Here is a 19796-nt window from a genome sequence, read left to right as displayed (position 1 = left end):
GCGGGGCGCGGGACGCGGTATCACCCGACGCCCCGCCGGCGGTGTCACCGCTTTTATCTACAACCTTATCCGTCACCCGCCCAAACTCACGCGCATGAAAATAGTGCCGGACACGAGCGCGGTCATCGACGGTCGCGTGTCCGAGCGAGTCGACGACGGCACCTACGAGGGTGCCGACGTCCTCGTCCCCGAGGCGGTCGTCAGCGAACTCGAATCGCAGGCCAACGACGGCCGTGACACGGGCTGGGAGGGCCTCTCCGAACTCCAGCGGCTCGCCGAGTTCGCCGACGACGGCGTCATCGACCTCAAGTACGTCGGCCGTCGCCCGAGTTCGGGCGAGACGAAAGGTGCCGGCGAGGGCGACATCGACGCGCTCATCCGCGATATCGCCACCGAGCGGTCGGCGACGCTCCTGACGAGCGACGTGGTGCAGGCCGAGGTGGCGCGGGCGAAGGGCGTCTCGGTCGAGTACGTCGAGGCCGCGGTCCGCGGCTCCGGCGGGCTCATCATCGAGCGGTTCTTCGACGACCAGACGATGTCGGTCCACCTCAAGACCGACACCCGCCCGAAGGCCAAACGCGGCGCGGTCGGCGAGATGCACTACCAGCCCATCGCCGACGAGCCGACCGACGAGGCGACGATGAAGGAGTGGGCCGACGACATCGTCAACTCCGCCCGCGCCGCCACCGACGGCTTCGTCGAACTCTCCGAGCCGGGCATGGACATCGTCCAGTTCCGCGACTACCGCATCGCGGTCGCCCGCCCGCCGTTCGCCGACGGCATCGAAATCACCGCCGTCCGGCCCATCGTCAAGACCGAACTCGACGACTACGAGTTCGCCGACGAACTCCGCGACCGACTCGCCGAGCGCCAGCGCGGCGTCCTCATCGCCGGGTCGCCCGGTGCCGGGAAGTCCACGTTCGCGCAGGCGGTCGCCGAGTTCCTCAACGACAGCGACTACGCCGTCAAGACGATGGAGAAGCCGCGCGACCTGCAGGTCGGTCCCGACATCACCCAGTACACCGCCCTCGGCGGCGACATGGCGAAGACGGCCGACTCCCTGCTGCTCGTGCGCCCGGACTACACCATCTACGACGAGGTCAGAAAGACCGAGGACTTCTCGGTGTTCTCCGACATGCGTCTGGCGGGCGTCGGTATGGTCGGCGTGGTCCACGCCACCCGCGCCATCGACGCGCTCCAGCGCCTCGTCGGCCGGGTCGAACTCGGCATGATTCCGCAGGTCGTCGACACCGTCGTCTACATCGAGGACGGCGAGGTCCACACGGTGTACGACGTGCGCACCGAGGTCAAGGTTCCCGAGGGCCTCTTCGCGGAGGACCTCGCCCGCCCCGTCATCCAGATTCGGGACTTCGAGACCGGCACGCCGAAGTACGAGATTTACACGTTCAACCGGCAGGTCGTCACCGTCCCGCTCGGCGAGGACGGCGAGGAGAAGGAAAGCGGCGTCTCCCGGCTGGCGAAACAGGAAATCGAACGCGAGATTCGCTCCATCGCCCGCGGGCACGTCGACGTCGACTTACAGGGACAGAACCGCGCGGTCGTCTACGTCGAGGAAGACGACATCTCCTACGTCATCGGGAAGGGCGGCGGCCGCATCTCCGACGTGGAAGACCGCCTCGGCATCGACATCGACGTGCGGACCCACGACGAGAAGCCGTCGTCGTCGGGACAGCACGCGGGCGCGAACGCCGGCGGGCAGTCCGGCGCGTCCGGCTCCGGAGACGGGGCCGACGAGGGCGTCGTCGTGACGCCCGAGGTCACCTCGCGGCACGTCGTCGTGCGGATGGACGGCCACGTCGGCGAGACGGTCGAGGTCCGCGCCGACGGCGAGTACCTGTTCACGGCGACGGTCGGCCGCGGCGGCGACATTCAGGTCTCCCGCGGCAGCGCCATCGCCGAGGAACTGGAGAACGCAATCGATAGAAAACAGCAGATTACGGTCGTTCCGGCCTAACAGAACGGCCGAATCGTCGTTTTCGTCGGTCGGGGTTCGACCGGGTCGACACGTCGCAACTGGTCTCTTCTGACACCGACTGCGAAGCGTGCGGTGGTTCCGCGGCGGTTCTGGTTACTCGGCGCAGCAGGCCTTTTCCTTGCCGCCGTCGGCTTTGGCCTGCGCCTGCTGCGGCGCGAGATCGGTCAACTGATAGAGGTTCTGTCGGGCGTCGGCGAAGTAAACGTCCTCGTCGACGATACCGATTCCCTCCAGTCGTTCGAGCGCGTAGCGAACGGTTCGCGCCGAGAGCATCGACTCTTCGACGATGCCTTTCTGGGTGAGCGGACCGTTGTATTCGAGCACTTTGAACACAAGCTTCGCACTCGGTGGGAGGTCGTCGAGACTCTCCTCTTCTGTTCCAGCCATCGTTACGAATCGAAACGCGCTACCAGCATAAACCTTGTTGGCCGGCGACCGGCCGACAACGCTTTATCCGGGGGCGGCGGGAGGAACGAACGGCTTTTGACGCCGGATATCGCAGGGGAACACATGGCCACGGAAACGCAGACCGGACTCTCCAGTCACATTCGCGGAGTGACGGTCACGACACTCGCCTGCCTCGCCGGCATCGCCGCCGCGGTAGTCTCGGGTGCTGTGGTGGGGACGAGTCCCGAGGCCGCGACCAATCAGTTGGCCGTGGGTATCCTCGGAGCGCTCGTTCTCATCCAGTTCCCGGTGCTTCGCGTCGTCGGCGTCGACGTGGGCGACTTCGGCGCGAAGGACTATCTCTACGTCGTGTTCATGACCTTCGCGCTCTGGTTCATCACGTTCGCCATCCTCCTGACTTCGGGTGTTCAGCTCTAACGATGGCCGACGATAGTATCGCCGTCGTCGACTTAGACCGGTGTTCTCCCGACCGCTGTAGCTACGAGTGCTCGAACTTCTGTCCGCCGAACCGGACGGGCAAAGAGTGCATCACGCTCCGCGGCGAGGACGCCGAGCAGGGCGGTCCCGACCAGGTGCGCATCTCCGAGGAAATCTGCCTCGGCGAGACCTGCGGCATCTGCGTCGAGAAGTGCCCCTTCGACGCAATCGAAATCATCAATCTCCCCTCGGAACTCGACGAGGACCCCACCCACCGCTACGGCGAAAACGCCTTCTCGCTGTACGGGCTTCCGGTCCCCGAGTCCGGGTCGGTCACGGGCATCCTCGGACCGAACGGTATCGGGAAGACCACGGCCGTCCGCGCCCTCGCGGGCGAGATGGTCCCCAACCTCGGCAACTACGACGACGACCCGACGTGGGAGGCCGTCCTCGACCGCTTCCGCGGCACCGAGCTCCAGAACTACGTCGAGCGGGTCCGCGACGGCGAGGTGTCCATCGCGCGCAAGCCGCAGTACGTCGACCAGATTCCCAAGCAGTTCGACGGGACGGCCCGCGACCTCCTCGAAGCGACCGACGAGCGCGGCGCGCTCGACTCCTACATCGACCGCCTCGACATCGGGCCCGTCGTCGACAACGACATCGAGACGCTCTCCGGCGGCGAACTCCAGCGGGTCGCGCTCGCGGCGACGCTCGCCCGCGACCGCGACTTCTACTTCCTCGACGAGATTTCGCCGTACCTCGACATCGGCCAGCGCGTCACCGCCGCGCGGCTCATCCGCGAACTCGCGGAGGACGAAGACCGCGCGGTGCTCGTGGTGGAACACGACCTCGCCATCCTCGACCTGCTCGCCGACACGCTCCACGTCGCCTACGGTGAGCCGGGCGCGTACGGTGTCATCACCGACCCCAAGTCGGTCCGAAACGGCATCAACGAGTACCTGAAGGGCTATCTCTCGAACGAGAACATGCGCATCCGCCCGGAGGCCATCACCTTCGAGGAGCACGCGCCCCGGGAGACGACGAAGGCCGAACCCCTCGTCGAGTACCCCGACCTCGCCAAGTCCTACGGCGACGGCGAGTTCTCGCTCGACGTGGAGTCCGGCACCATCTACAACGGCGAAGTGCTCGGCGTCGTCGGCCCCAACGGTATCGGGAAGTCGACGCTCGCACAGCTGTTTACGGGCGACCTGACGCCCGACGTTGGCGACCTCGACTTCGCGCTCGACATCTCGTACAAGCCGCAGTACATCGAAATCGACCAGCCGATGCGGGTCGACGCGTTCCTCTCGTCTATCACCGACCAGTTCGGCTCGTCGTACTGGAACACCGAAATCGCGAACCCGCTCCAGCTCAACCGCATCATGGAGCGCAACCTCACCGACCTCTCGGGCGGCGAGCGCCAGCGCGTCGCCATCGCGGCGTGTCTCTCGCAGGACGCCGACCTCTACCTGCTCGACGAGCCGTCGGCCCACCTCGACGTCGAACAGCGCGTGCAGGCCACCTCGGCCATCCGCCGCTACGCCGAGAACCACGACGCGACGGTCATGGTCATCGACCACGATATCTACATGATGGACCTGCTGGCGGACCGCCTGATGGTGTTCGACGGCGAGCCGTCCATCGAGGGCCACGCCTCGAAACCGCAGGAGATGCGCGACGGCATGAACGACTTCCTGTCGGACCTCGACATCACGTTCCGCCGCGACGAGCGCACCCAGCGCCCGCGCATCAACAAGCCCGACTCGCAGCTCGACCGCGAGCAGAAGCGCGCCGGCGAGTACTACTACGCCAAGTAGCGACCCGGTCGCCCGTTCGCGTTCGCGTTCGCGTTTCCGTCCGCTTCGTTTCCGCTCTCGCTCTCGTTTTTCGTTCCGTCTCAGCCGGCCGTTTCCCGCCGGCAGCGACCCGGTTACACGCCGCGCCGCGAGTGACTCCGATGTTACTACGGACGTTTTCACGGCCACGCTCGAAGACGTGGGCATGACGAACGATTCCCCATCCGACGGCTCGCTCACGGACGACACCCACCTCGGCCGGGTCGCGCTCCGCGTCGGCTCGCTCGACCGCGTCGTCCCGTTTTACCGCGACGTGGTCGGCCTCGCGGTCGAGCGCGAACGCGACGGGTCGCGGGCGGTTCTCTCGGCGGGCGAGACCCCCGTCGTCGTCCTCGACGAGGACCCCGACGCCCCGGAGCGCGGTCGCCGGGAGGCCGGGCTGTTCCACCTCGCGGTTCGCGTGCCCGACCGCGGGGCGCTCGGCGACGTGCTCTCCCGCGCCCGAACCCGCGCCAGCGACGCCGGCGCGACGCTCTCCGGCGCGTCGGACCACCTCGTCAGCGAGGCGCTGTACTTCCGCGACCCGGAGGGCAACGGCGTCGAGGTCTACCGCGACCGGCCCCGCGAGGAGTGGCCGTGGACCGACGACCGCCGGGTGTCGATGGACACGCTTCCGCTGGACCTCGGTGCGCTCGCCGACGACGCCGCCGGCGACGAGGTCGCGCCCGCCGGCACCGACCTCGGACACGTCCACCTCGAAGTCACGAACGTCCCTCGGTCGCAGGAGTTCTACGTCGGCGCGCTCGGGATGCGCGTCCGCGACGAGGGCTATCCCGGCGCGGCGTTCGTCGCCGCCGGCGAGTACCACCACCACGTCGGCCTGAACAGTTGGAACACCCGGAGCGCCCCCGTCGGCGAGGGCCGCGGTATCGAGTGGTTCGAAGTCGTCGTCCCCGACGCCGCGACGCTCGACGCGGTCCGCGAGTCGCTGGCCGCCGCCGGCCACGAGGTCGAGGCGGGCGGGTTCGGCGACGGCGACGGCACCGGCGACGCGGCCGACGCGACCGATTCGCTCGTCGTCTCCGACCCCGACGGAATCGGGGTTCGCGTCGTTCGCGAGCGCTGACGCGTCGGTCTTCCCGAACGAATCGTTTTGTCGCTCGTCGTCCAACGAGAGGGTATGATATCGAGCGATTCGAGCGAGCGCCGTCGCGGGCTCTCCCTCCGGAGCCCGGCGTTCGACGACGGAAGCCCGATACCCCGCACCCACGGCTACGCGACCGAAAACGAGAGCCCGCCGCTCCGAATCGGCGGCGTGCCCCCCGGAACCGTCTCGCTCGCCCTCGTGATGGACGACCCCGACGCGGTGAAACCCGCGGGCGAGGTGTGGGACCACTGGCTGGTCTGGAACGTCGACCCCGAAACCGACGCCATCGAGGCGGGCGAGACGCCGCCGGGCGCGGTCGAGGGAACCAACAGCTACGGCGAACCGGGCTACGGCGGCCCGAACCCACCGGACGGCGAGCACGCCTACCGGTTCCTCCTGTACGCGCTCGACACCGCTCTCGACCTCGACGCCGGTGCGGCGAAAGCCGACCTGAAGCGCGCCATCGCGGGACACGTCGTCGCCGAGACGAAACTGACCGGGACCTACGCGCCCTGAAACGGACGGAAACGGGTCACCCGGTCAGCGGCCGCCGTCGGACTCGACGACCGCGCCCGCGCCGGAATCAGCGCCCGGTCCGGTCCCCGTCCCCGCGCCGCCATCGCCGTCTCCGGCCGCCCGAAGCGTCACGTCGTAGCCGAAGGCTCGAATCACGTCGAGGTTCGTCCGCACGTGGTCCGTGACGGCGGGAATCCGCAGGCGACCCCCGGCGAGCGCGACCCAGACGAGGAGTTGGTCGGCCATGTGGCGGTCCACGGGCGCGTCGCCGCGGAGCCAGTCGAGGAACGACGCGGCGGCCCGCGACCCGACCGTCTCGGCCGGCGTGCCGCGCTCGCCGTAGGCGTCGAAGCCGGCGACGACCGACGCGGAGCCGTCGTCGCCTCTCTCGTCTTCTCCACCCCGCGCGACGACGACCACGACCGACCCGGGCGAGTCGCTTTCGACCGACGAGACCGCGGCGCGAGCCGGGAGGTCGACGCCCGCCTCGGCGAGCGTGTCGCGGACGCCCTCGACCTGCCGGTCGGCCACCGCGGCGTCCGCGAGCGAGTCGCTTTCGACCGAGTAGACCCGGAGTTCGTCGGGGTCCGCGCGACGGTCCAGCGCCAGCGGGGTCGGCTCGGCCGGTTCGATTCGGAGCGAGAGCGTGCCGCCGCCGGCCGGGTAGAAGCCGCGGCGAGGCACCGAGACGCCGAGGTCGACGCCGAACGCCGAACACAGCGGGCGTTTTACGTACCGGAGGTAGTCCGCCGGCGGCGACCACCGAACGTCGGTGCCGCCGGTGACCGAAAGCGAAAGCGGGTCGTCGAGGGCGACGGCCGCGGGAAGAAGCGTCTCGCAGACGAGCGTCGCGCTCCCGGCGGTGCCGACGGCCGCCTCGACCGGGTCGGCTCGCACGTCGCCGGGCGAAAAGCGGAGTGTTGAGGAGCCGACCTCGCCGCCGTCGACGTCGGCGTTCGAGACGGCCGCCGCGACCGAGACGCAGGCGACGTGCTGGGCCTTCAGCCCGGGCGTCGAGCGGTTCCCGCGGACGTTCGTCATCTCGAACGGCTCGCCGGTGACGAGCGAGAGCGCGAGCGCGGTTCGCAGGGGTTGGCCGCCGCCGTCGCGGCCGTCGAGTCGGCGCACTCAGCGGACGACGGTGACGGGACAGGACGCCCGCTCGACGAGTTCCTTGGCGACGCTCCCGACCAGCCCCTCGTAGCGCTTCGAGAGGCCGCGGTGGCCGACGAAGATACCGTCGGCGTCCGCCTCGTCGGCGTAGGCCGGAATCGCCTCGACGGGGTCGCCGTAGAGGAGTTCCGCGGTCGCTTCGACGCCCGCGTCGGCGGCGCGTTCGGCGGCCGCCTGCAGGACGCGCTCGGCGCGCGATTCCGCGTCTTCGAGGCTCTCGGCGACGATTCGGTCGCCGGTTCTGGCGACGCCCGCGACCGGTTCCTCGCCGCCTTCGACGAGGACTTGCGGTTCGACCGCGTGGACGACCGTGACCGTCGCACCCAGGGGTTCGAGCATCGAAAGCGCGTGGTCGAGCGCCCTGTCCGCGGCCGCAGAGCCGTCTACCGCAACGACGAAGTTCATACTCGTATACAGGTGCCGAGACGAGAAAAAGGGTGAGACGGTGTTCGTGCCCTGAGAACTAGTGGACGAGCCGACTGCAGGTGCCGCAGAGGTTCTCTTCTTTCACGTCGACCTCGCGGACCGTCGGCGAGAAGGACATGACGCACTTGTTGTTGTCGCAGTGTTCGAGGCCGAGGGTGTGGCCGATTTCGTGGACGACCTCCTTTCGCACGCGGTCGGACAGCACCTCGTCGGCGGGCTTGTTCGTGATGCCGCCGTCAGTGGAGGTCTGGAGGCGGTACGTGGAGATGACGGAGCCGTTGCCGTTGAGGTACGCGAGGCCGAAGACGTAGTTTCGGCGGCGGTAGTAGAGGTCCTTCTCGGTGATGCCGATGTTCTTCTCGCCGCGTCCGATGCGACTCGCGAGTTCGATGAACTGCTCGGCCCGGTACTGGTTTCGGCTCCGGTCGAACGCGCCCTCGGGAATCGCCTGATTCGAGTGGACGGTCACGTCGCAGTCGTAGACGGAGCGGAGTCCGGCGGATGCCTCCCGCTTGACGGCCGCAGAAATATCCCCGATAGGCACGATATCGACGAGCATGCGAGGGATTAAGCGGGGGCGCTTCATAAATATCCCGACGTGGAAAAATCGCTGCGCGACGCGCTCGTCGCACGGTTATCCGACTTCGACCGCGCGGTCGAAGTCGGGGTCGGTCGGGAGTCCTCGACGGCGGTCGCCCTCGCCGACCGCGGGGTCGACGTGGTCGCCGTCGACGTGCACGACTTCCCCGTCCCCGACGGCGTCTCGTTCGTCCGCGACGACGTGTTCGCCCGCGCCGACGCCTCCGACCTCGGCCCCTACGCCGACGCCGACGTCGTCTACGCCCTGAACCTTCCCGTCGAACTTCACCGGCCGACCGCCGAAGTCGCCCGCCGCGCCGACGCCGACTTCCTTTTCACCACGCTCGGCTACGACGAGCCGTCGATTCCGGTCGCCCGCGAGTCGCTTCCGGGCGACACGCTGTACGTCGCGGAGCGCGGGCGACCGGGGCGACCGGGGCGACCCGGTCGGTCCCGAGAGTAACCGCGACCCGCCCGGTCCCAAGAGTAAGGCACTTGCCCGCTCGTCGCGCCGTTCCGGTATGCACGCGGACGCTGTCGTCCTCGATATCGACGGAGTGCTCGTCGACGTCGCCGACTCCTACCGGCGCGCCATCGTCGAATCCGTGGACCGACACTACGGCACGACCATCACCCGCGACGAGGTCCAACTGTTCAAGGACGCCGGCGGCTTCAACAACGACTGGGAACTGACGTACGCGGCGGCGCTGTACGTCCTCGCCGCCCGCGAGACCGACCTGTCGGTCGCCGCGTTCACCGACGAAATCGAGGCCCGCGGCGGCGGCCTCGACGCCGCCGAGGCGACCGTCGAGGCCCTGTGTTCCGACCCGAGCGTCGTTTTCGACGAGTGGGACCCCGAGGCGCTCCGGCGGACGTTTCAGGCGCTCTACCTCGGGAGCGACCTCTACCGCGACCTCGAAGGCGGCGAGCCGCCGTTCGAGGCCGCCGGCTACATCCACGACGAACCCGTGCTCCTCCGTCAGGAGACGCTCGACGCCCTCGGCGACCGCGAACTCGGCGTCGTCACGGGTCGGCCCAGCGCCGAGGCCGACATCGCGCTCGACCGCGTCGGCCTCGACGTGGCCGACGACCACCGGTTCACGATGGACGACTGGGAGGAGGGCAAGCCCCACCCGGCCGCGCTCGTGACGGTCGCCGAGCGCCTCGGTGCCGAGTCGGTCGTCTTCGTCGGCGACACCCTCGACGACGTGAAGACGGCGCTGAACGCCGACGCCGCGGACCCCGACCGCGTCTACTACGGCGTCGGCGTCCTCTCGGGCGGCCTGACCGGCGACGACGGCCGACAGAAGTTCGCCGAAATCGGCGCGGCCGCCGTCGTCGAGGACGTGAACGAGGTTCCGGACCTGCTCGACTGATGGGACACCTCCGCGCCTTCGTCGTCACGCTGCTCGCGCTCGACGCGCTCGTGGTCGTCGTCGGGACGTACCTCCTCCCGCCGGACCCCGTCACGCAGTTGTTCCTCGTCGGGCCGCTGTTGCTTTTGGCCCCGGTGGTCGCGTGGTGGCTCGTCTACCGCGACGGCTTCGAGCGGGTGCAGTCGCTCGTCGAGTCCGACGACGACGCCTGACGCCTCACCCCGATCGACCCCCGAACCGCGCGCCGAGGTCGTCGACCAGTTTGACGGAGACGTACACCGGGAGCACCCATAGCAGCGCGACGCAGAAGACACCGAGCGCGGTTCCGAGGACGCCGTCGATATCCGGCCCGGTTCCCATGAAAATCAGCACGACGAACCACAGCGTCAGCGCCTGAAAGTACCTCGACTCGTTCACGCCTTCGTGACAGCCCTTTGAACTTATAGCTCTGTTCCCTCCCGAACACAGGCAGAACCGACCGGTCGCACAACCCTTTAGGTCGGTTCGGTCCGGAGGTGTGAGTATGCGAATCGCACTCCTCGGTGGGACCGGCGACATCGGCGAGGGCCTCGCCCTCCGCTGGGCCTACCACACCGACCACGAGGTCATCGTCGGGTCGCGCGACCCCGACAAGGCCCGCGAGAAGGCCGACGAGTACGAGACCGAACTCTCCAGCCGCGGCCGCGACGTGAAGGTAAACGGCTTCACGAACGAGATGGCCGCCGACCGCGCCTCCGTGGTCGTCCTCGCCGTGCCGCCGTACCACGTCTCCGACACCGTCGAGGCCGTCGCCGACTCCCTGTCCGAGGGCGACGTGCTCGTCACGCCCGCGGCGGGCATGAAGCGCGACGACGACGGCTTCCACTACCACCCGCCGAAGGCGGGGAGCGTGACGGCGCTCGTCGCCGACGCGGCCCCCGACGACGTGCCGGTCGTCGGCGCGTTCCACAACCTCGCGGCCGGCCGACTGGCCGACCTCGACGCCGACCTCGGCATCGACACCCTCCTCGTCGCCGACGACGAGGACGCGAAGGAGACGGTCCGCCTGCTCGCCGAGGGCATCGACGGCCTCCGCGCGCTCGACGGCGGCGGCCTCGCCAACGCCTCCGAAATCGAGGGCATCACCCCGCTTCTCATCAACGTCGCTCGGAACAACGACGGCATGCACGACCTCGGCATCCAGTTCAAGTAGCGCCGTCCGACCCGCGTCTGAATCCCGTTTTCACGATAGTTCCGACCGCGGCACCGTCGCCGCCTCTCCGTAGAGCGTCCGCGCCACGAGCAGTCCGACGACGGCGACGAGCGCGACGCAGGCGAGGTACTCGACGCGGAAGCCGACCACCTCGGCCAGCGGGACGGCCACGAGCGGGCCGAGCGTCGACCCCGAGTCGCCGAAGACGTTGTAGACGCCGCCGAGTTTGCCCACGTCGTCGGCCGGGCTGAGGTCGCCGAGGTAGGCCAAAAGCGGCGGGTTCGACCCGCCGACGCCGACGCCGATGAGCGCCACGCCCGCGAGCGTCGAGGGGAGCGTCGGCACGAGCGCCAGCAGGGCGAACCCGGCCGCGAGGACGCCCAGCGCGGGGAGCGTCAGCGCCGCGCGGTTCGACAGGCGGTCGGAGTACCGCCCGACTGCGAGCGTCGTGACGCTCGACGCGACGACGCCGACGGCCATCACGACGCCGCTGACGCCGGCCCCCGAGAGACCGCCGAGCGAGATGTCGTTCGCCGTCGCGTACAGCACGGCCGTCGAGAGGAGGACGCCCGAAAACAGAAAGCGGACGGCGAAGTTGACGGTGCCGACGGTGAAGATGCGGACGTCGGAGCCGACCAGTCGCGGCACGTCGCGGAGCGAGCTCGCCGCCGTCACGTCGGTCTGCACGTCCGGGAGGACGGAGATGGCGACGAGGGCGGCGAACAGGCCCGCGCACCCCGCGACGGCGAACGCGGTGGCGTAGCCGAACGCGTCGGTGACGAGGCCGCCGACGACGAGACCCGCGGGGAAACCGAGGCTCTGCCCGCCGCGCATGTAGCCGACCCACTTGCCGCGGTTTTCGCCCGAGGTGACGTGCGTGATGGTGCTGAACGCGCCGACGAAGACGAACGCCGAGCCGACGCCCCAGCAGGCCCGCGACAGGAGGAAGACGGTCGCGCTGTCGAGCGGAATCGGACCGGGGTCCAGCCCGAGGACGTAGCCGAACGGCGACAGCCCCTGCACGACGAACCCGGCTATCATCGGCCGGCGCGTCCCCATCCGGTCGAGTATCTGCCCGGCGGGCGTGTTCACGACCAGTCGGGTGAACCGGTTCGCCGAGAGGATGAGGCCGACCACGAACGGCGTGATGCCGATGATGGGGCCGAGCGTCGGGAGCGTCGGGAAGGCGACGCCCGCGCCGACGCCGCCGAAGAAGACGCCCGCGATGAGGCTCCCGGCGACGAACTCGACCGACGGCTCGTCGCCGCCGAACAGCCGACTCACGCGGCCGACCCTCGGGAGGCGGGCGCGGCGCGATGTGACGTGACGTGCGAGAGAGTGGACCGGCGGATACGAGTTCGAGGGGCGTGCATCGAGAGAGTGCGCTATCGTAAACGCACGCTCTTGGTGTTTTGCAATCGGGCCGTCTCGTCCGGGAACCGCGGCCGGTGAGGGGCGGCGGTCGCAGTCGCAATCGAAGTCGCGGCCGCGGTCGCAGTCGCGTTCGCGGAAGACGGTCGCCCGGCCGCTCAGAACCGCGTTTTCAGCTCTTCGCGGAGGTCGTCGAGCGAGGCGTCGTTCATCGACAGCACGACGAGCAGGTGGTAGACGAGGTCGGCGCTCTCGTAGAGCAGTTCCTCGCGGTCGTCGTCCTTGGCCGCGAGGATGGTCTCTGTGGCCTCCTCGCCGAGCTTTTCGAGGACGTAGTTCTCGCCTTTCTCGTGGGTGAAAAGCGTCGTCGTGTAGGAGTCTTCCGGGAGGTCGGCCTTGCGCGACTCGATGGTCGCAAAGAGTTCGTCTAAGACCTCGTCGGTCGGGGTGTCGGCGTCCATGGTCGCACGACGGACGGGCGCGGAAAAAGACCCTCTGGTTCCGGCGGGCGACGGTCACTCCGCCAGTTACTCGGCCGCTCAGGCGTCGGCTTCGACCGCCAGTTCGTCGAAGAACGCGAGGTCGTGGAGGCGGCTGTCGGGCGTCAGTTCGGGGTGAAAGGAGGTGCCGACGACGGGACCGTCGCGGACCGCGACGGGGTTGCCGTCCCACTCGGCGAGCACCTCCACGTCCTCGCCGACCTCGTCGATGAGGGGCGCGCGGATGAACACCGCGGGGAACGGCGAGTCGAGGCCGGCCACGTCCAGCGGGGCCTCGAAGCTGTCGACCTGCCGGCCGAAGGCGTTGCGGTCGACCGTCGCGTCGAGGAGGTCGAGCGTGGTCACGCGGTCGTCCTTGGCGTCGCGGGAGGCGACGATGAGGCCGGCGCAGGTGGCGAGGACGGGTTTCCCGGCGTCGACGTGGGCGCGAATCTCGCCGGCGATGCCCTCGCGTTCGAGGAGTCGGGAGATGGTCGTGGACTCCCCGCCCGGCATGAGCAACACGTCGCAGTCGGGGACGAGGCCGTCGCTTCGAATCTCGACGATTTCGGCGTCGACGCCGTGAGCGTCGGCGGCCCGCTCGACGGCGTCGGCGTGCTCGGAGACGTCGCCCTGCACGGCGACGACGCCGGCGCGTAGCGTAGTCATGGACGGGTCTCGGGAAGCCGCAGACAAAAAGCGTCCGCTCGGCGGTCGGCGGTCAGAACGCGAGCGAGTTCAGCACCAGCACACCGATGCCGAACAGCGCTCCCGCGGCGAAGACGGTTTTGGGGTCGATTCGAATCGCGTTGCGGTCCTCCGCGTCGAAGTAGCGGACGAGGCCCGCGCTCGACATCAGACCGCCGCTGTTCTGGCCCTTGCTCATGTTCCACCGTCCGTGCGTCCGCCGCCTAAACGTTTCGGCTCGCTTCGGAGCCGCGTGGCGCGCGGTCGGGGCGCTCGCCCGAATCGCCGGCAAACGCGCCTCTCTTCGACCCGGTTCGCGGGCGTCTCGGCGCTCGACGACGCTGAATCCGTCCGTAACGCCCGGACGGACAACCGGAGAGCCGCGGGCCCATGAGTAATCCTTATGCGCGGGGACGGGCAAGATGCGTCGGGATACGATGACTGTTCGACTCTTGGACTTCTACGCGGACTGGTGCGGCCCTTGTAAGACGCAGGACCCGATTCTCGACGAACTCGAAGGCGACTACGAGAGCGTCGAGTTCGTCAAGGTCGACGTCGACGAGGAGCAGGACGTGGCCAACCAGTATCAGGTTCGCTCGCTTCCGACGCTCATCGTCGAGAACGACGACGGCATCGTCGACCGCTTCGTGGGCGTCACCCAGCGCGACGATATCGAGTCGGCGCTGAGCCAGGCCGGCGCGTAAGCGCGCCGCGGACCGCCGCGTTTTCCGACCCATCCGGACGCCCGCCGAGCGCCCCGCGAGCGCCGGCGGCGTGTCTCGCAAGCGTTATACGACCGGCGGCGGGACTCGTATGCATGGCTAGTGACGCTGCGACGAAGCGGACGCTCGAGAAGCAGATTTGCATGCGGTGCAACGCGCGGAACCCCCAGAAGGCCAAGCAGTGCCGCAAGTGCGGTTACAAGCACCTTCGACCCAAGTCGAAGGAACGCCGCGCCGCGTAACCCCGTACGCTTCTCTCTCAGGCGTCTCGCCGATACAGCGCGAACAGCACCGCGAGCAGCGCGAGCTGGACGAGTTTGTCCGCGACGCCGCCGATGCCGAAGATATCCGGCCAGTTGAGCGCGACGTAGAGGACCACCTGCCCGGCGGTGAAGGGGATACCGAGCAACACCACCCGCGAGCGGAGGCGCTCGTCGCCGCGGAGGACGCCGACGATGCCCGCGGCGAACCCCGCGGCGGCCCCGATGAACGCGATGCCGAGCGGGTCGGCGAGGTTCGCGGCCAGCGCGCCCGCCCCGAGTACGAGGTGAATCACGCCCGTCACGGCCGCGAGGCCGACGCCGACGTAGTGCAGTCGCGTCAGGTCGCCGTTCCGTCCGCCCGCTGCGTCGGTCGCCATCTCACTCCTCCGGGTACTTCGGCTCGCGCCGCTCCGCGCGTTCGATGGCGCGTTCGAGCGCGTCGCGGACGGTGTCGCCGCCGGCCTCGTTCTCGAAGGGGTCGCCGTGGCCGGCGTACAGCGCCTCGACCGTCGAGGGAAGGCGGTCTGAGAGCGTGTGCAGGCTACTGATGAGGCGCTCTCGGGACTGCCCCGGCATGTCGGTGCGGCCGAAACTGCCGTCGTCGAACGCGCCGTCGTTGTAGACGAACACGTCGCCGGAGAACAGCGACCGCCCGCTCACGAGCGAGACGTGGTCGTCGGCGTGGCCGGGCGTGTAGACGGCCTCGAACGACTCGTCGCCCATCTCGACGTGGTCGCCGTCCCCGAGTTCGTGGGTCCGAAGCGGGTGGTCGGCGTAGGCGTACACGTCGGGGTCGAACCGCTCGACCACCGCGTCGAGTTCGCCCACGTGGTCGGAGTGCTGGTGGGTGACGACCACCGCGTCGAGGTCGTCGGTGTGCTCGGCGACGACCGCCTCGACGCCCGGCATCGTCCCGGCGTCGACGAGGACGGTTCGCTCGCCGAGGACGAGGTAGGCGTTGCAGGTGAACGTCTCGGCGTCGGCGGTGACTGAAACGACTTCCATACCGCCTCGTACGCGCCCGACCGGAAAAAGTCGGGCGGACGAGGCGTCCCCTGCTCGCGCGAATCGCCCCCGAACATCGGGCTCGCGCGACAAATCCTTTTTGGGGCTCGGTCGTGTACGTATGACTGTATGGGATTTGGGAGCTACGACGAGTCCGAACAAGGAGACCAGAACGTCGACTTCGACGAGGAAGACGGCGTCACGACGAGTGAGGAGAAACACGAGGGCGAGGTCGATTTCGAAATCGGCGCGTCCAACGACGAACTCCTCGACCGGCTCCAGGAGATTAAAGACGAGTGAAGCCGGGGTCTCGCGCCCTCGGGGTCGCGGAATCCTACTCCGGGGCGGCGCGCGCACCCACAGACGACGCTGACGACGCTCATTTTTCCACAGACCCGTCTCCGGAGAGCGTCCTCTGCGGCGCGGTCGTTCGCGCGGACCGGGTCGTCGACGGCCTCGCCTTCGAGACGTGCGCCGTCGGCGGCGACGACGCGACCGACGCCATCGACTCGCTGTACGCCTCCCTCGACCGGGAAGACGTGCGCTATCTGCTCGTCTCCGGCATCGCCCCGGCGTGGTTCAACCTCGTCGATATCCGCCGCCTCGCCGCGGCGCTCGACCGCCCGGTGTTGTCGGTCTCCTTCGAGGAGAGCGAGGGGCTCGAATCCGCGCTCACCGAGCAGTTCTCGGGCGCGGCGCTCGACCGGCGACTCGCCGTCTACCGCGCGGCCCCGCCCCGCCGACCCGTCGAGGTGAACGGCGAGACGGTGTTCGTCCGGGCCGCCGGCTGCGACGACGACGAGGCCGCGCGGGTTGTCCGCGGATTTACCCCGTCCGGCGGCCGCCCCGAGCCGATTCGCGTGGCCCGGATGGCGGCCCGCGCCGCGCGACGCTTCGCCGGGGATTAAGCCGCCCCCGCCCTCCAATCGGGTATGGAACACATGGAGGGCCTCTGCGTGACGGGCTGTGAGCGATGCCCCGAACTCGTCGACTCGCGGAGTCGCATCGTCAACGGGGTCGGCCCCGACGACGCCGACCTGCTCTTCCTCGGCGAAGCGCCGGGCGCGAAGGAAGACGAGGGCGGCGAGCCGTTCGTCGGTCGCTCCGGCTCCGTGCTTGACGACGCGCTCCGCGAGGCCGGACTCGCCCGCGCCGACGTCCGCATCACCAACTGCGTGCGGTGCCGCCCGCCGGACAACCGCGACCCGACGAGCGACGAGCTATCGAACTGCCGGGGCTACCTCGCCCGCGAACTCGAACTCGTCGACCCGGAGCTAATCGTCACGCTCGGGAAAGTCCCCTCACAGCACCTCCTCGACCGCGGCGTCGCCATCACGAACGAGTCCGGGTCGGTCGTCGACGCCCGCGTCGGCGACGCCTCCTACCGCGTCCTCCTCTCGGTTCACCCCGCGGCGACGCTGTACGACCGGAGCCAGCGCGAGGGCTTCTTCGAGACCATCGCGCGCGCCGCCGACCTCTCGGGGCTCGCCGACTCCGCGGACGGACAGGCCAGCCTCGGCGACTTCTGAGCGCGGCGGGAGAGCGTTCTCCGGGCCTCAGGCAGACGCGTCGCCGACCTCGATTCGCTCGCCGGCCGACCCACCGTCGCGGTCGGCCCGTTTTTCGGCGCGGGCGTGCTCTCTGAGGTGTGCGCCCGCGTCGAGCGCCGTCTTGACGACGACCATGACGACGAGCGCCGCGGCGGGCGCGCCCGAGGCGGCGACGAGGAACGCGCCGAGGATGATAGTCAGATGGAGGACGATGACCCGGCGGTACGGTTCGGACATCTGTTTGCCGGGCGAGACGCTCCGGTACTCCTCGCGGCCGACGAAGTTGACGGCGAACGACCCGCCGTGGCTGAGGAGCGTCGCGCTTGCGGCGAGGAGCACCGCCCCCAGCGGGACGCCGCTGACGCCGCCGACCGCGCCGGCCCCTGGCGCGAAGGCGTCGAACGACCAGACGAACACGCCGTGGACGACCCAGAAAATCCCGTAGTGCATGGCGAAAAACCCCGCGATGGGGACGTTCGAGGGGTAGAGGTGAAAGCCGTCGCGGGGCGATTCAGGCGGCGAGAGGTCCACTCGTCGGCCGTTGACGGTGGCGTTGATGCTCGCCCCGCCGCCGCCGCGGCCGCTGGCGGCGAGAATCTTGGGGACGTTCAGGAGGCCGACGACGCCGCTTTCGAGCCAGTAGGCGACGAGGAGCGCCTTCAGGCTCCAGTCGAACCAGACGACGCCGACGAGCGGGACGAGGTTTGCGACCACGAGCGCGGCGAGGGCGACCGGCGAGGAGACGGGATGCGACCCCGAGGCGGCGGACGGCGGCGACGAGGTGGAACGCGGCGACGACATGGGCTACGCTGTGAGACGCGGGGGTGCGATAAAAACCGTACCGCGGGCGAACCGCCGAGCCGGGTCGCCGCGTTACTCCCAGATGGAGCGGGCCATCCGCTGGGGGAACTCGACGACGAGTTTGAGGAGGCTCGTCCCCTCCTCGTTGCCGCGGATGTACGACCGGACCCGCTGGCTCACGAACTCGACGGAGACGACGAGCATGAAGATGACGAGAATCGTCGCCATCATGTTCGTGTACCTGAACAGTCCGCGTTGGGTCTGGAGCACCTGACCGAGCCCGCCGCCGCCGATGAGCCCCATCGTGACGCCGATGCGGACGTTGATTTCGAGGATGTACATCGTCCACGCGATGAAGGGCGTAAAGACCTGCGAGAGCATCCCGAAGACGACCTTCTGGGGGCTGTTCGCGCCGGTCGACTCGATGGCCTCTATCGGTCCGTCCTCGACTTCTTCGAGGGCGTCCGTGAACAGGCGACCGAGGTTCCCCATCGTGTCGGTCCCGATGGCGAGCGTCGCCGTGAACGGCGAGACGCCGCCGAGGGGGATGTAGATGAGCGCCCACACCAGCGCCGGGATGGCGCGGATGACGCTCATCGTCCCGCGGAAGATGAAGTTGAACGGGTAGGGCGTCACGCGCTCGGAGCCGAGGACGCCGAGGATGAGCGCGCCGGGGATGCCGAGGACGGTCCCGGCGAACCCCATCGCGAACGTGACGAACACCGCGCCGAGAACGGGGTTGCCGTCTTGGAACTGGAGGAGGAGGTTCCGCTCTTGGATGAACGCCCAGTACTGGCTGACGTCGACGAAGGGGACGACGCCGAACAGCGTCCCCGGCGGGAAGAAGTCGCCCAGCGCGTCGGTGAACTCCGGCCAGTACTCGACGATTTCGCCGACGGAAAAGCCCACCTCGCTCAGCGCGTTCGTGAAGAACCACGCGAAGAGGACGAGGACGACGACCGAAAACAGCAGTCTGACTCGCTTTGCGATCTGGATGTTCCGCAGCGCGTCCTCGATTCGGTCGGTATCAGTACTCATGTGACCTCGCTCCGCTCGTGGCGGCCGCGTTGTTCTCGGGCGGGCCGTCGGCCCGTTCTTCGCGGATGGCCTCCGTCTCGATGTCGCCGTAGATGCGGTCGATGACGTCGACGTTGAAGTCCTCGCGGTAGCCGTCGAAGACGATCTGTCCGTCTTTCATCCCGAGGAACCGCTCGCCGAACTCGCGGGCGATGTTGACTTGGTGGAGGCTCGCGATGGTCGTCAAGTCGCGCTCGTCGGCCGCGTCGCGGATGTATCGCATCACCGTCTCCGCGCTCGCGGGGTCGAGGCTCGCGACGGGCTCGTCGGCGAGCAGTAGGTTCGGGTTCTGGACCAGCGCGCGGGCGATGCCGACGCGCTGTTGCTGGCCGCCGCTCATCTTCCCGGCGCGCTGGTTGGCCTCGTCGAGCAGCCCGACGGTTTCGAGCGCGCGGAGCGCCTCCTTCTTGTCGTCGCCGTCGTACAGGCCGAGCAGGCTGCCGAGAAACGAAGTCCGGCCGAGTGCCCCGGTGAGCGCGTTGCTGTACGCGCTCATCTGTCCGAGTATGTAGTGTTGCTGAAATATCATTGCCACGTCGTTTCGAGGTCCCATCACGTTCGCGTCGTCGATGGTGATCGACCCGCTCGTCGGGCGAGTGATCCCGTTGAGACAGCGGAGGAGGGTCGACTTCCCCGCCCCCGATTGCCCGAGGACGACGACGAACTCGCCGTCCGGGATAGTGAACGAGACGTCGTCGAGGGCCGTGACATCTCCGTAGGATTTGCTGAGGTTCGTTACTTCGATCGTACTCATTATCGTGTCTGTCGCGTCGCGTGGTTCGCGTGCGGTCGAAACCGTTCGTCGGGTATCGACC

General features: G+C 68.8%; 28 protein-coding genes. 14 read left to right on the top strand and 14 right to left on the bottom strand.

What is annotated here, in order from left to right:
• Positions 1-94: 94 nt before the first annotated feature.
• A complete protein-coding gene (locus tag BN996_RS12790; protein WP_089779545.1) occupies positions 95-1975 on the top strand; it encodes a PINc/VapC family ATPase in 1881 nt (626 codons plus the stop codon).
• A gap of 114 nt (positions 1976-2089) precedes the next feature.
• Here the strand turns inward: BN996_RS12790 and BN996_RS12785 are convergent, their stop codons facing one another.
• Positions 2090-2383 (bottom strand): MarR family transcriptional regulator, encoded by a 294-nt coding sequence (locus BN996_RS12785; protein WP_004044502.1) that lies wholly within the window; start codon positions 2381-2383, stop codon positions 2090-2092.
• Positions 2384-2506: 123 nt separating this feature from the next.
• Here BN996_RS12785 and BN996_RS12780 point away from each other — a divergent pair, with 123 nt between their 5' ends.
• The 4 genes from BN996_RS12780 to BN996_RS12765 all read left to right on the top strand — a co-directional run bounded on the left by BN996_RS12780 (position 2507) and on the right by BN996_RS12765 (position 6280).
• Positions 2507-2821, top strand: coding sequence for an EMC6-like membrane protein (locus BN996_RS12780; protein ID WP_089779543.1), 315 nt, complete (start codon positions 2507-2509; stop codon positions 2819-2821).
• 2 nt (positions 2822-2823) lie between these two features.
• A complete protein-coding gene (locus BN996_RS12775; protein WP_089779541.1) occupies positions 2824-4638 on the top strand; it encodes a ribosome biogenesis/translation initiation ATPase RLI in 1815 nt (604 codons plus the stop codon).
• Between the two features lie 184 nt (positions 4639-4822).
• Positions 4823-5743: a VOC family protein gene (locus tag BN996_RS12770; protein WP_089779537.1), complete on the top strand. Its 921-nt coding sequence runs from the start codon at positions 4823-4825 to the stop codon at positions 5741-5743.
• Positions 5744-5797: 54 nt separating this feature from the next.
• Positions 5798-6280, top strand: coding sequence for a YbhB/YbcL family Raf kinase inhibitor-like protein (locus BN996_RS12765; protein ID WP_089779535.1), 483 nt, complete (start codon positions 5798-5800; stop codon positions 6278-6280).
• A gap of 24 nt (positions 6281-6304) precedes the next feature.
• Here the strand turns inward: BN996_RS12765 and rtcA are convergent, their stop codons facing one another.
• Genes rtcA through BN996_RS12750 form a run of 3 tightly spaced genes read right to left on the bottom strand, consistent with a single transcriptional unit; the run spans position 6305 to position 8438 of the window.
• Positions 6305-7408 carry an RNA 3'-terminal phosphate cyclase gene (rtcA, locus tag BN996_RS12760; RefSeq protein WP_089779533.1) on the bottom strand — a complete coding sequence of 368 codons (1104 nt, stop codon included), beginning with the start codon at positions 7406-7408 and terminating at the stop codon, positions 6305-6307.
• On the bottom strand, positions 7409-7858 hold the full coding sequence (locus BN996_RS12755; protein ID WP_089779531.1) for a universal stress protein: 450 nt from the start codon (positions 7856-7858) through the stop codon (positions 7409-7411).
• 58 nt (positions 7859-7916) lie between these two features.
• A complete protein-coding gene (locus BN996_RS12750) occupies positions 7917-8438 on the bottom strand; it encodes an archaemetzincin family Zn-dependent metalloprotease (protein ID WP_004969113.1) in 522 nt (173 codons plus the stop codon).
• Positions 8439-8477: 39 nt separating this feature from the next.
• Here BN996_RS12750 and BN996_RS12745 point away from each other — a divergent pair, with 39 nt between their 5' ends.
• Genes BN996_RS12745 through BN996_RS12735 form a run of 3 tightly spaced genes read left to right on the top strand, consistent with a single transcriptional unit; the run spans position 8478 to position 10046 of the window.
• Positions 8478-8921 carry a UPF0146 family protein gene (locus tag BN996_RS12745; RefSeq protein WP_089779529.1) on the top strand — a complete coding sequence of 148 codons (444 nt, stop codon included), beginning with the start codon at positions 8478-8480 and terminating at the stop codon, positions 8919-8921.
• Positions 8922-8979: 58 nt separating this feature from the next.
• Positions 8980-9834, top strand: a complete 855-nt coding sequence (locus BN996_RS12740) for a TIGR01548 family HAD-type hydrolase (RefSeq protein ID WP_089779527.1) — start codon at positions 8980-8982, stop codon at positions 9832-9834.
• A complete protein-coding gene (locus tag BN996_RS12735; protein WP_089779525.1) occupies positions 9834-10046 on the top strand; it encodes a DUF7534 family protein in 213 nt (70 codons plus the stop codon). Before BN996_RS12740 ends, BN996_RS12735 begins: the two co-directional genes overlap by 1 nt.
• A 4-nt stretch (positions 10047-10050) precedes the next feature.
• Here the strand turns inward: BN996_RS12735 and BN996_RS12730 are convergent, their stop codons facing one another.
• Complete coding sequence (locus BN996_RS12730) at positions 10051-10251, bottom strand: hypothetical protein (protein ID WP_089779523.1); 201 nt, start codon at positions 10249-10251, stop codon at positions 10051-10053.
• A 106-nt stretch (positions 10252-10357) separates the two neighbouring features.
• Between BN996_RS12730 and npdG the strand changes: the two genes are divergently transcribed.
• Complete coding sequence (gene npdG, locus BN996_RS12725; RefSeq protein WP_089779522.1) at positions 10358-11026, top strand: NADPH-dependent F420 reductase; 669 nt, start codon at positions 10358-10360, stop codon at positions 11024-11026.
• A 30-nt stretch (positions 11027-11056) separates the two neighbouring features.
• Here npdG and BN996_RS12720 read toward each other — a convergent pair whose 3' ends face one another.
• The 4 genes from BN996_RS12720 to BN996_RS12705 form a co-directional block, all read right to left on the bottom strand.
• Positions 11057-12310 carry an MFS transporter gene (locus tag BN996_RS12720; protein WP_089779519.1) on the bottom strand — a complete coding sequence of 418 codons (1254 nt, stop codon included), beginning with the start codon at positions 12308-12310 and terminating at the stop codon, positions 11057-11059.
• Positions 12311-12555: 245 nt separating this feature from the next.
• On the bottom strand, positions 12556-12858 hold the full coding sequence (hisE, locus tag BN996_RS12715; RefSeq protein ID WP_089779517.1) for a phosphoribosyl-ATP diphosphatase: 303 nt from the start codon (positions 12856-12858) through the stop codon (positions 12556-12558).
• Between the two features lie 78 nt (positions 12859-12936).
• Positions 12937-13545: a pyridoxal 5'-phosphate synthase glutaminase subunit PdxT gene (pdxT, locus tag BN996_RS12710; RefSeq protein WP_089779515.1), complete on the bottom strand. Its 609-nt coding sequence runs from the start codon at positions 13543-13545 to the stop codon at positions 12937-12939.
• 52 nt (positions 13546-13597) lie between these two features.
• Positions 13598-13762, bottom strand: a complete 165-nt coding sequence (locus tag BN996_RS12705) for a preprotein translocase subunit Sec61beta (protein WP_007274930.1) — start codon at positions 13760-13762, stop codon at positions 13598-13600.
• 238 nt (positions 13763-14000) lie between these two features.
• Between BN996_RS12705 and trxA the strand changes: the two genes are divergently transcribed.
• Together trxA and BN996_RS12695 are read left to right on the top strand one after the other, a co-directional pair.
• Positions 14001-14267 (top strand): thioredoxin, encoded by a 267-nt coding sequence (gene trxA, locus BN996_RS12700; RefSeq protein ID WP_049917914.1) that lies wholly within the window; start codon positions 14001-14003, stop codon positions 14265-14267.
• A 113-nt stretch (positions 14268-14380) separates the two neighbouring features.
• Complete coding sequence (locus BN996_RS12695; protein ID WP_004044485.1) at positions 14381-14527, top strand: 50S ribosomal protein L40e; 147 nt, start codon at positions 14381-14383, stop codon at positions 14525-14527.
• A gap of 17 nt (positions 14528-14544) precedes the next feature.
• Here BN996_RS12695 and BN996_RS12690 read toward each other — a convergent pair whose 3' ends face one another.
• Both BN996_RS12690 and BN996_RS12685 read right to left on the bottom strand, forming a co-directional pair.
• A complete protein-coding gene (locus BN996_RS12690; RefSeq protein WP_089779513.1) occupies positions 14545-14925 on the bottom strand; it encodes a hypothetical protein in 381 nt (126 codons plus the stop codon).
• Position 14926: 1 nt separating this feature from the next.
• Positions 14927-15553, bottom strand: coding sequence for an MBL fold metallo-hydrolase (locus tag BN996_RS12685; protein ID WP_089779511.1), 627 nt, complete (start codon positions 15551-15553; stop codon positions 14927-14929).
• Positions 15554-15682: 129 nt separating this feature from the next.
• Between BN996_RS12685 and BN996_RS12680 the strand changes: the two genes are divergently transcribed.
• The 3 genes from BN996_RS12680 to BN996_RS12670 are packed head-to-tail and all read left to right on the top strand — an operon-like array spanning position 15683 to position 17082.
• Positions 15683-15853, top strand: a complete 171-nt coding sequence (locus BN996_RS12680) for a DUF5786 family protein (protein WP_004044482.1) — start codon at positions 15683-15685, stop codon at positions 15851-15853.
• A complete protein-coding gene (locus tag BN996_RS12675) occupies positions 15850-16461 on the top strand; it encodes an endonuclease dU (RefSeq protein WP_089779509.1) in 612 nt (203 codons plus the stop codon). The genes BN996_RS12680 and BN996_RS12675 overlap by 4 nt, the downstream gene beginning before the upstream one ends.
• 24 nt (positions 16462-16485) lie before the next feature.
• Positions 16486-17082 carry a uracil-DNA glycosylase gene (locus BN996_RS12670; protein ID WP_089779507.1) on the top strand — a complete coding sequence of 199 codons (597 nt, stop codon included), beginning with the start codon at positions 16486-16488 and terminating at the stop codon, positions 17080-17082.
• 27 nt (positions 17083-17109) lie between these two features.
• On the opposite strand, the gene BN996_RS12665 is transcribed toward BN996_RS12670, so the two are convergent.
• The 3 genes from BN996_RS12665 to phnC all read right to left on the bottom strand — a co-directional run bounded on the left by BN996_RS12665 (position 17110) and on the right by phnC (position 19735).
• Complete coding sequence (locus tag BN996_RS12665; RefSeq protein ID WP_089779504.1) at positions 17110-17904, bottom strand: DUF6498-containing protein; 795 nt, start codon at positions 17902-17904, stop codon at positions 17110-17112.
• Between the two features lie 72 nt (positions 17905-17976).
• Complete coding sequence (phnE, locus tag BN996_RS12660; RefSeq protein ID WP_089779502.1) at positions 17977-18942, bottom strand: phosphonate ABC transporter, permease protein PhnE; 966 nt, start codon at positions 18940-18942, stop codon at positions 17977-17979.
• Positions 18932-19735 carry a phosphonate ABC transporter ATP-binding protein gene (gene phnC / locus BN996_RS12655; protein ID WP_089779500.1) on the bottom strand — a complete coding sequence of 268 codons (804 nt, stop codon included), beginning with the start codon at positions 19733-19735 and terminating at the stop codon, positions 18932-18934. The genes phnE and phnC overlap by 11 nt, the downstream gene beginning before the upstream one ends.
• Between the last annotated feature and the right edge of the window lie 61 nt (positions 19736-19796).

This window comes from Haloferax massiliensis (genome assembly GCF_001368915.1).
Classification (GTDB): Archaea; Halobacteriota; Halobacteria; order Halobacteriales; family Haloferacaceae; genus Haloferax; species Haloferax massiliensis.
The sequence above is the reverse complement of the archived record's forward strand: the minus strand, read 5'-3'. Positions and strand labels throughout refer to the sequence as shown.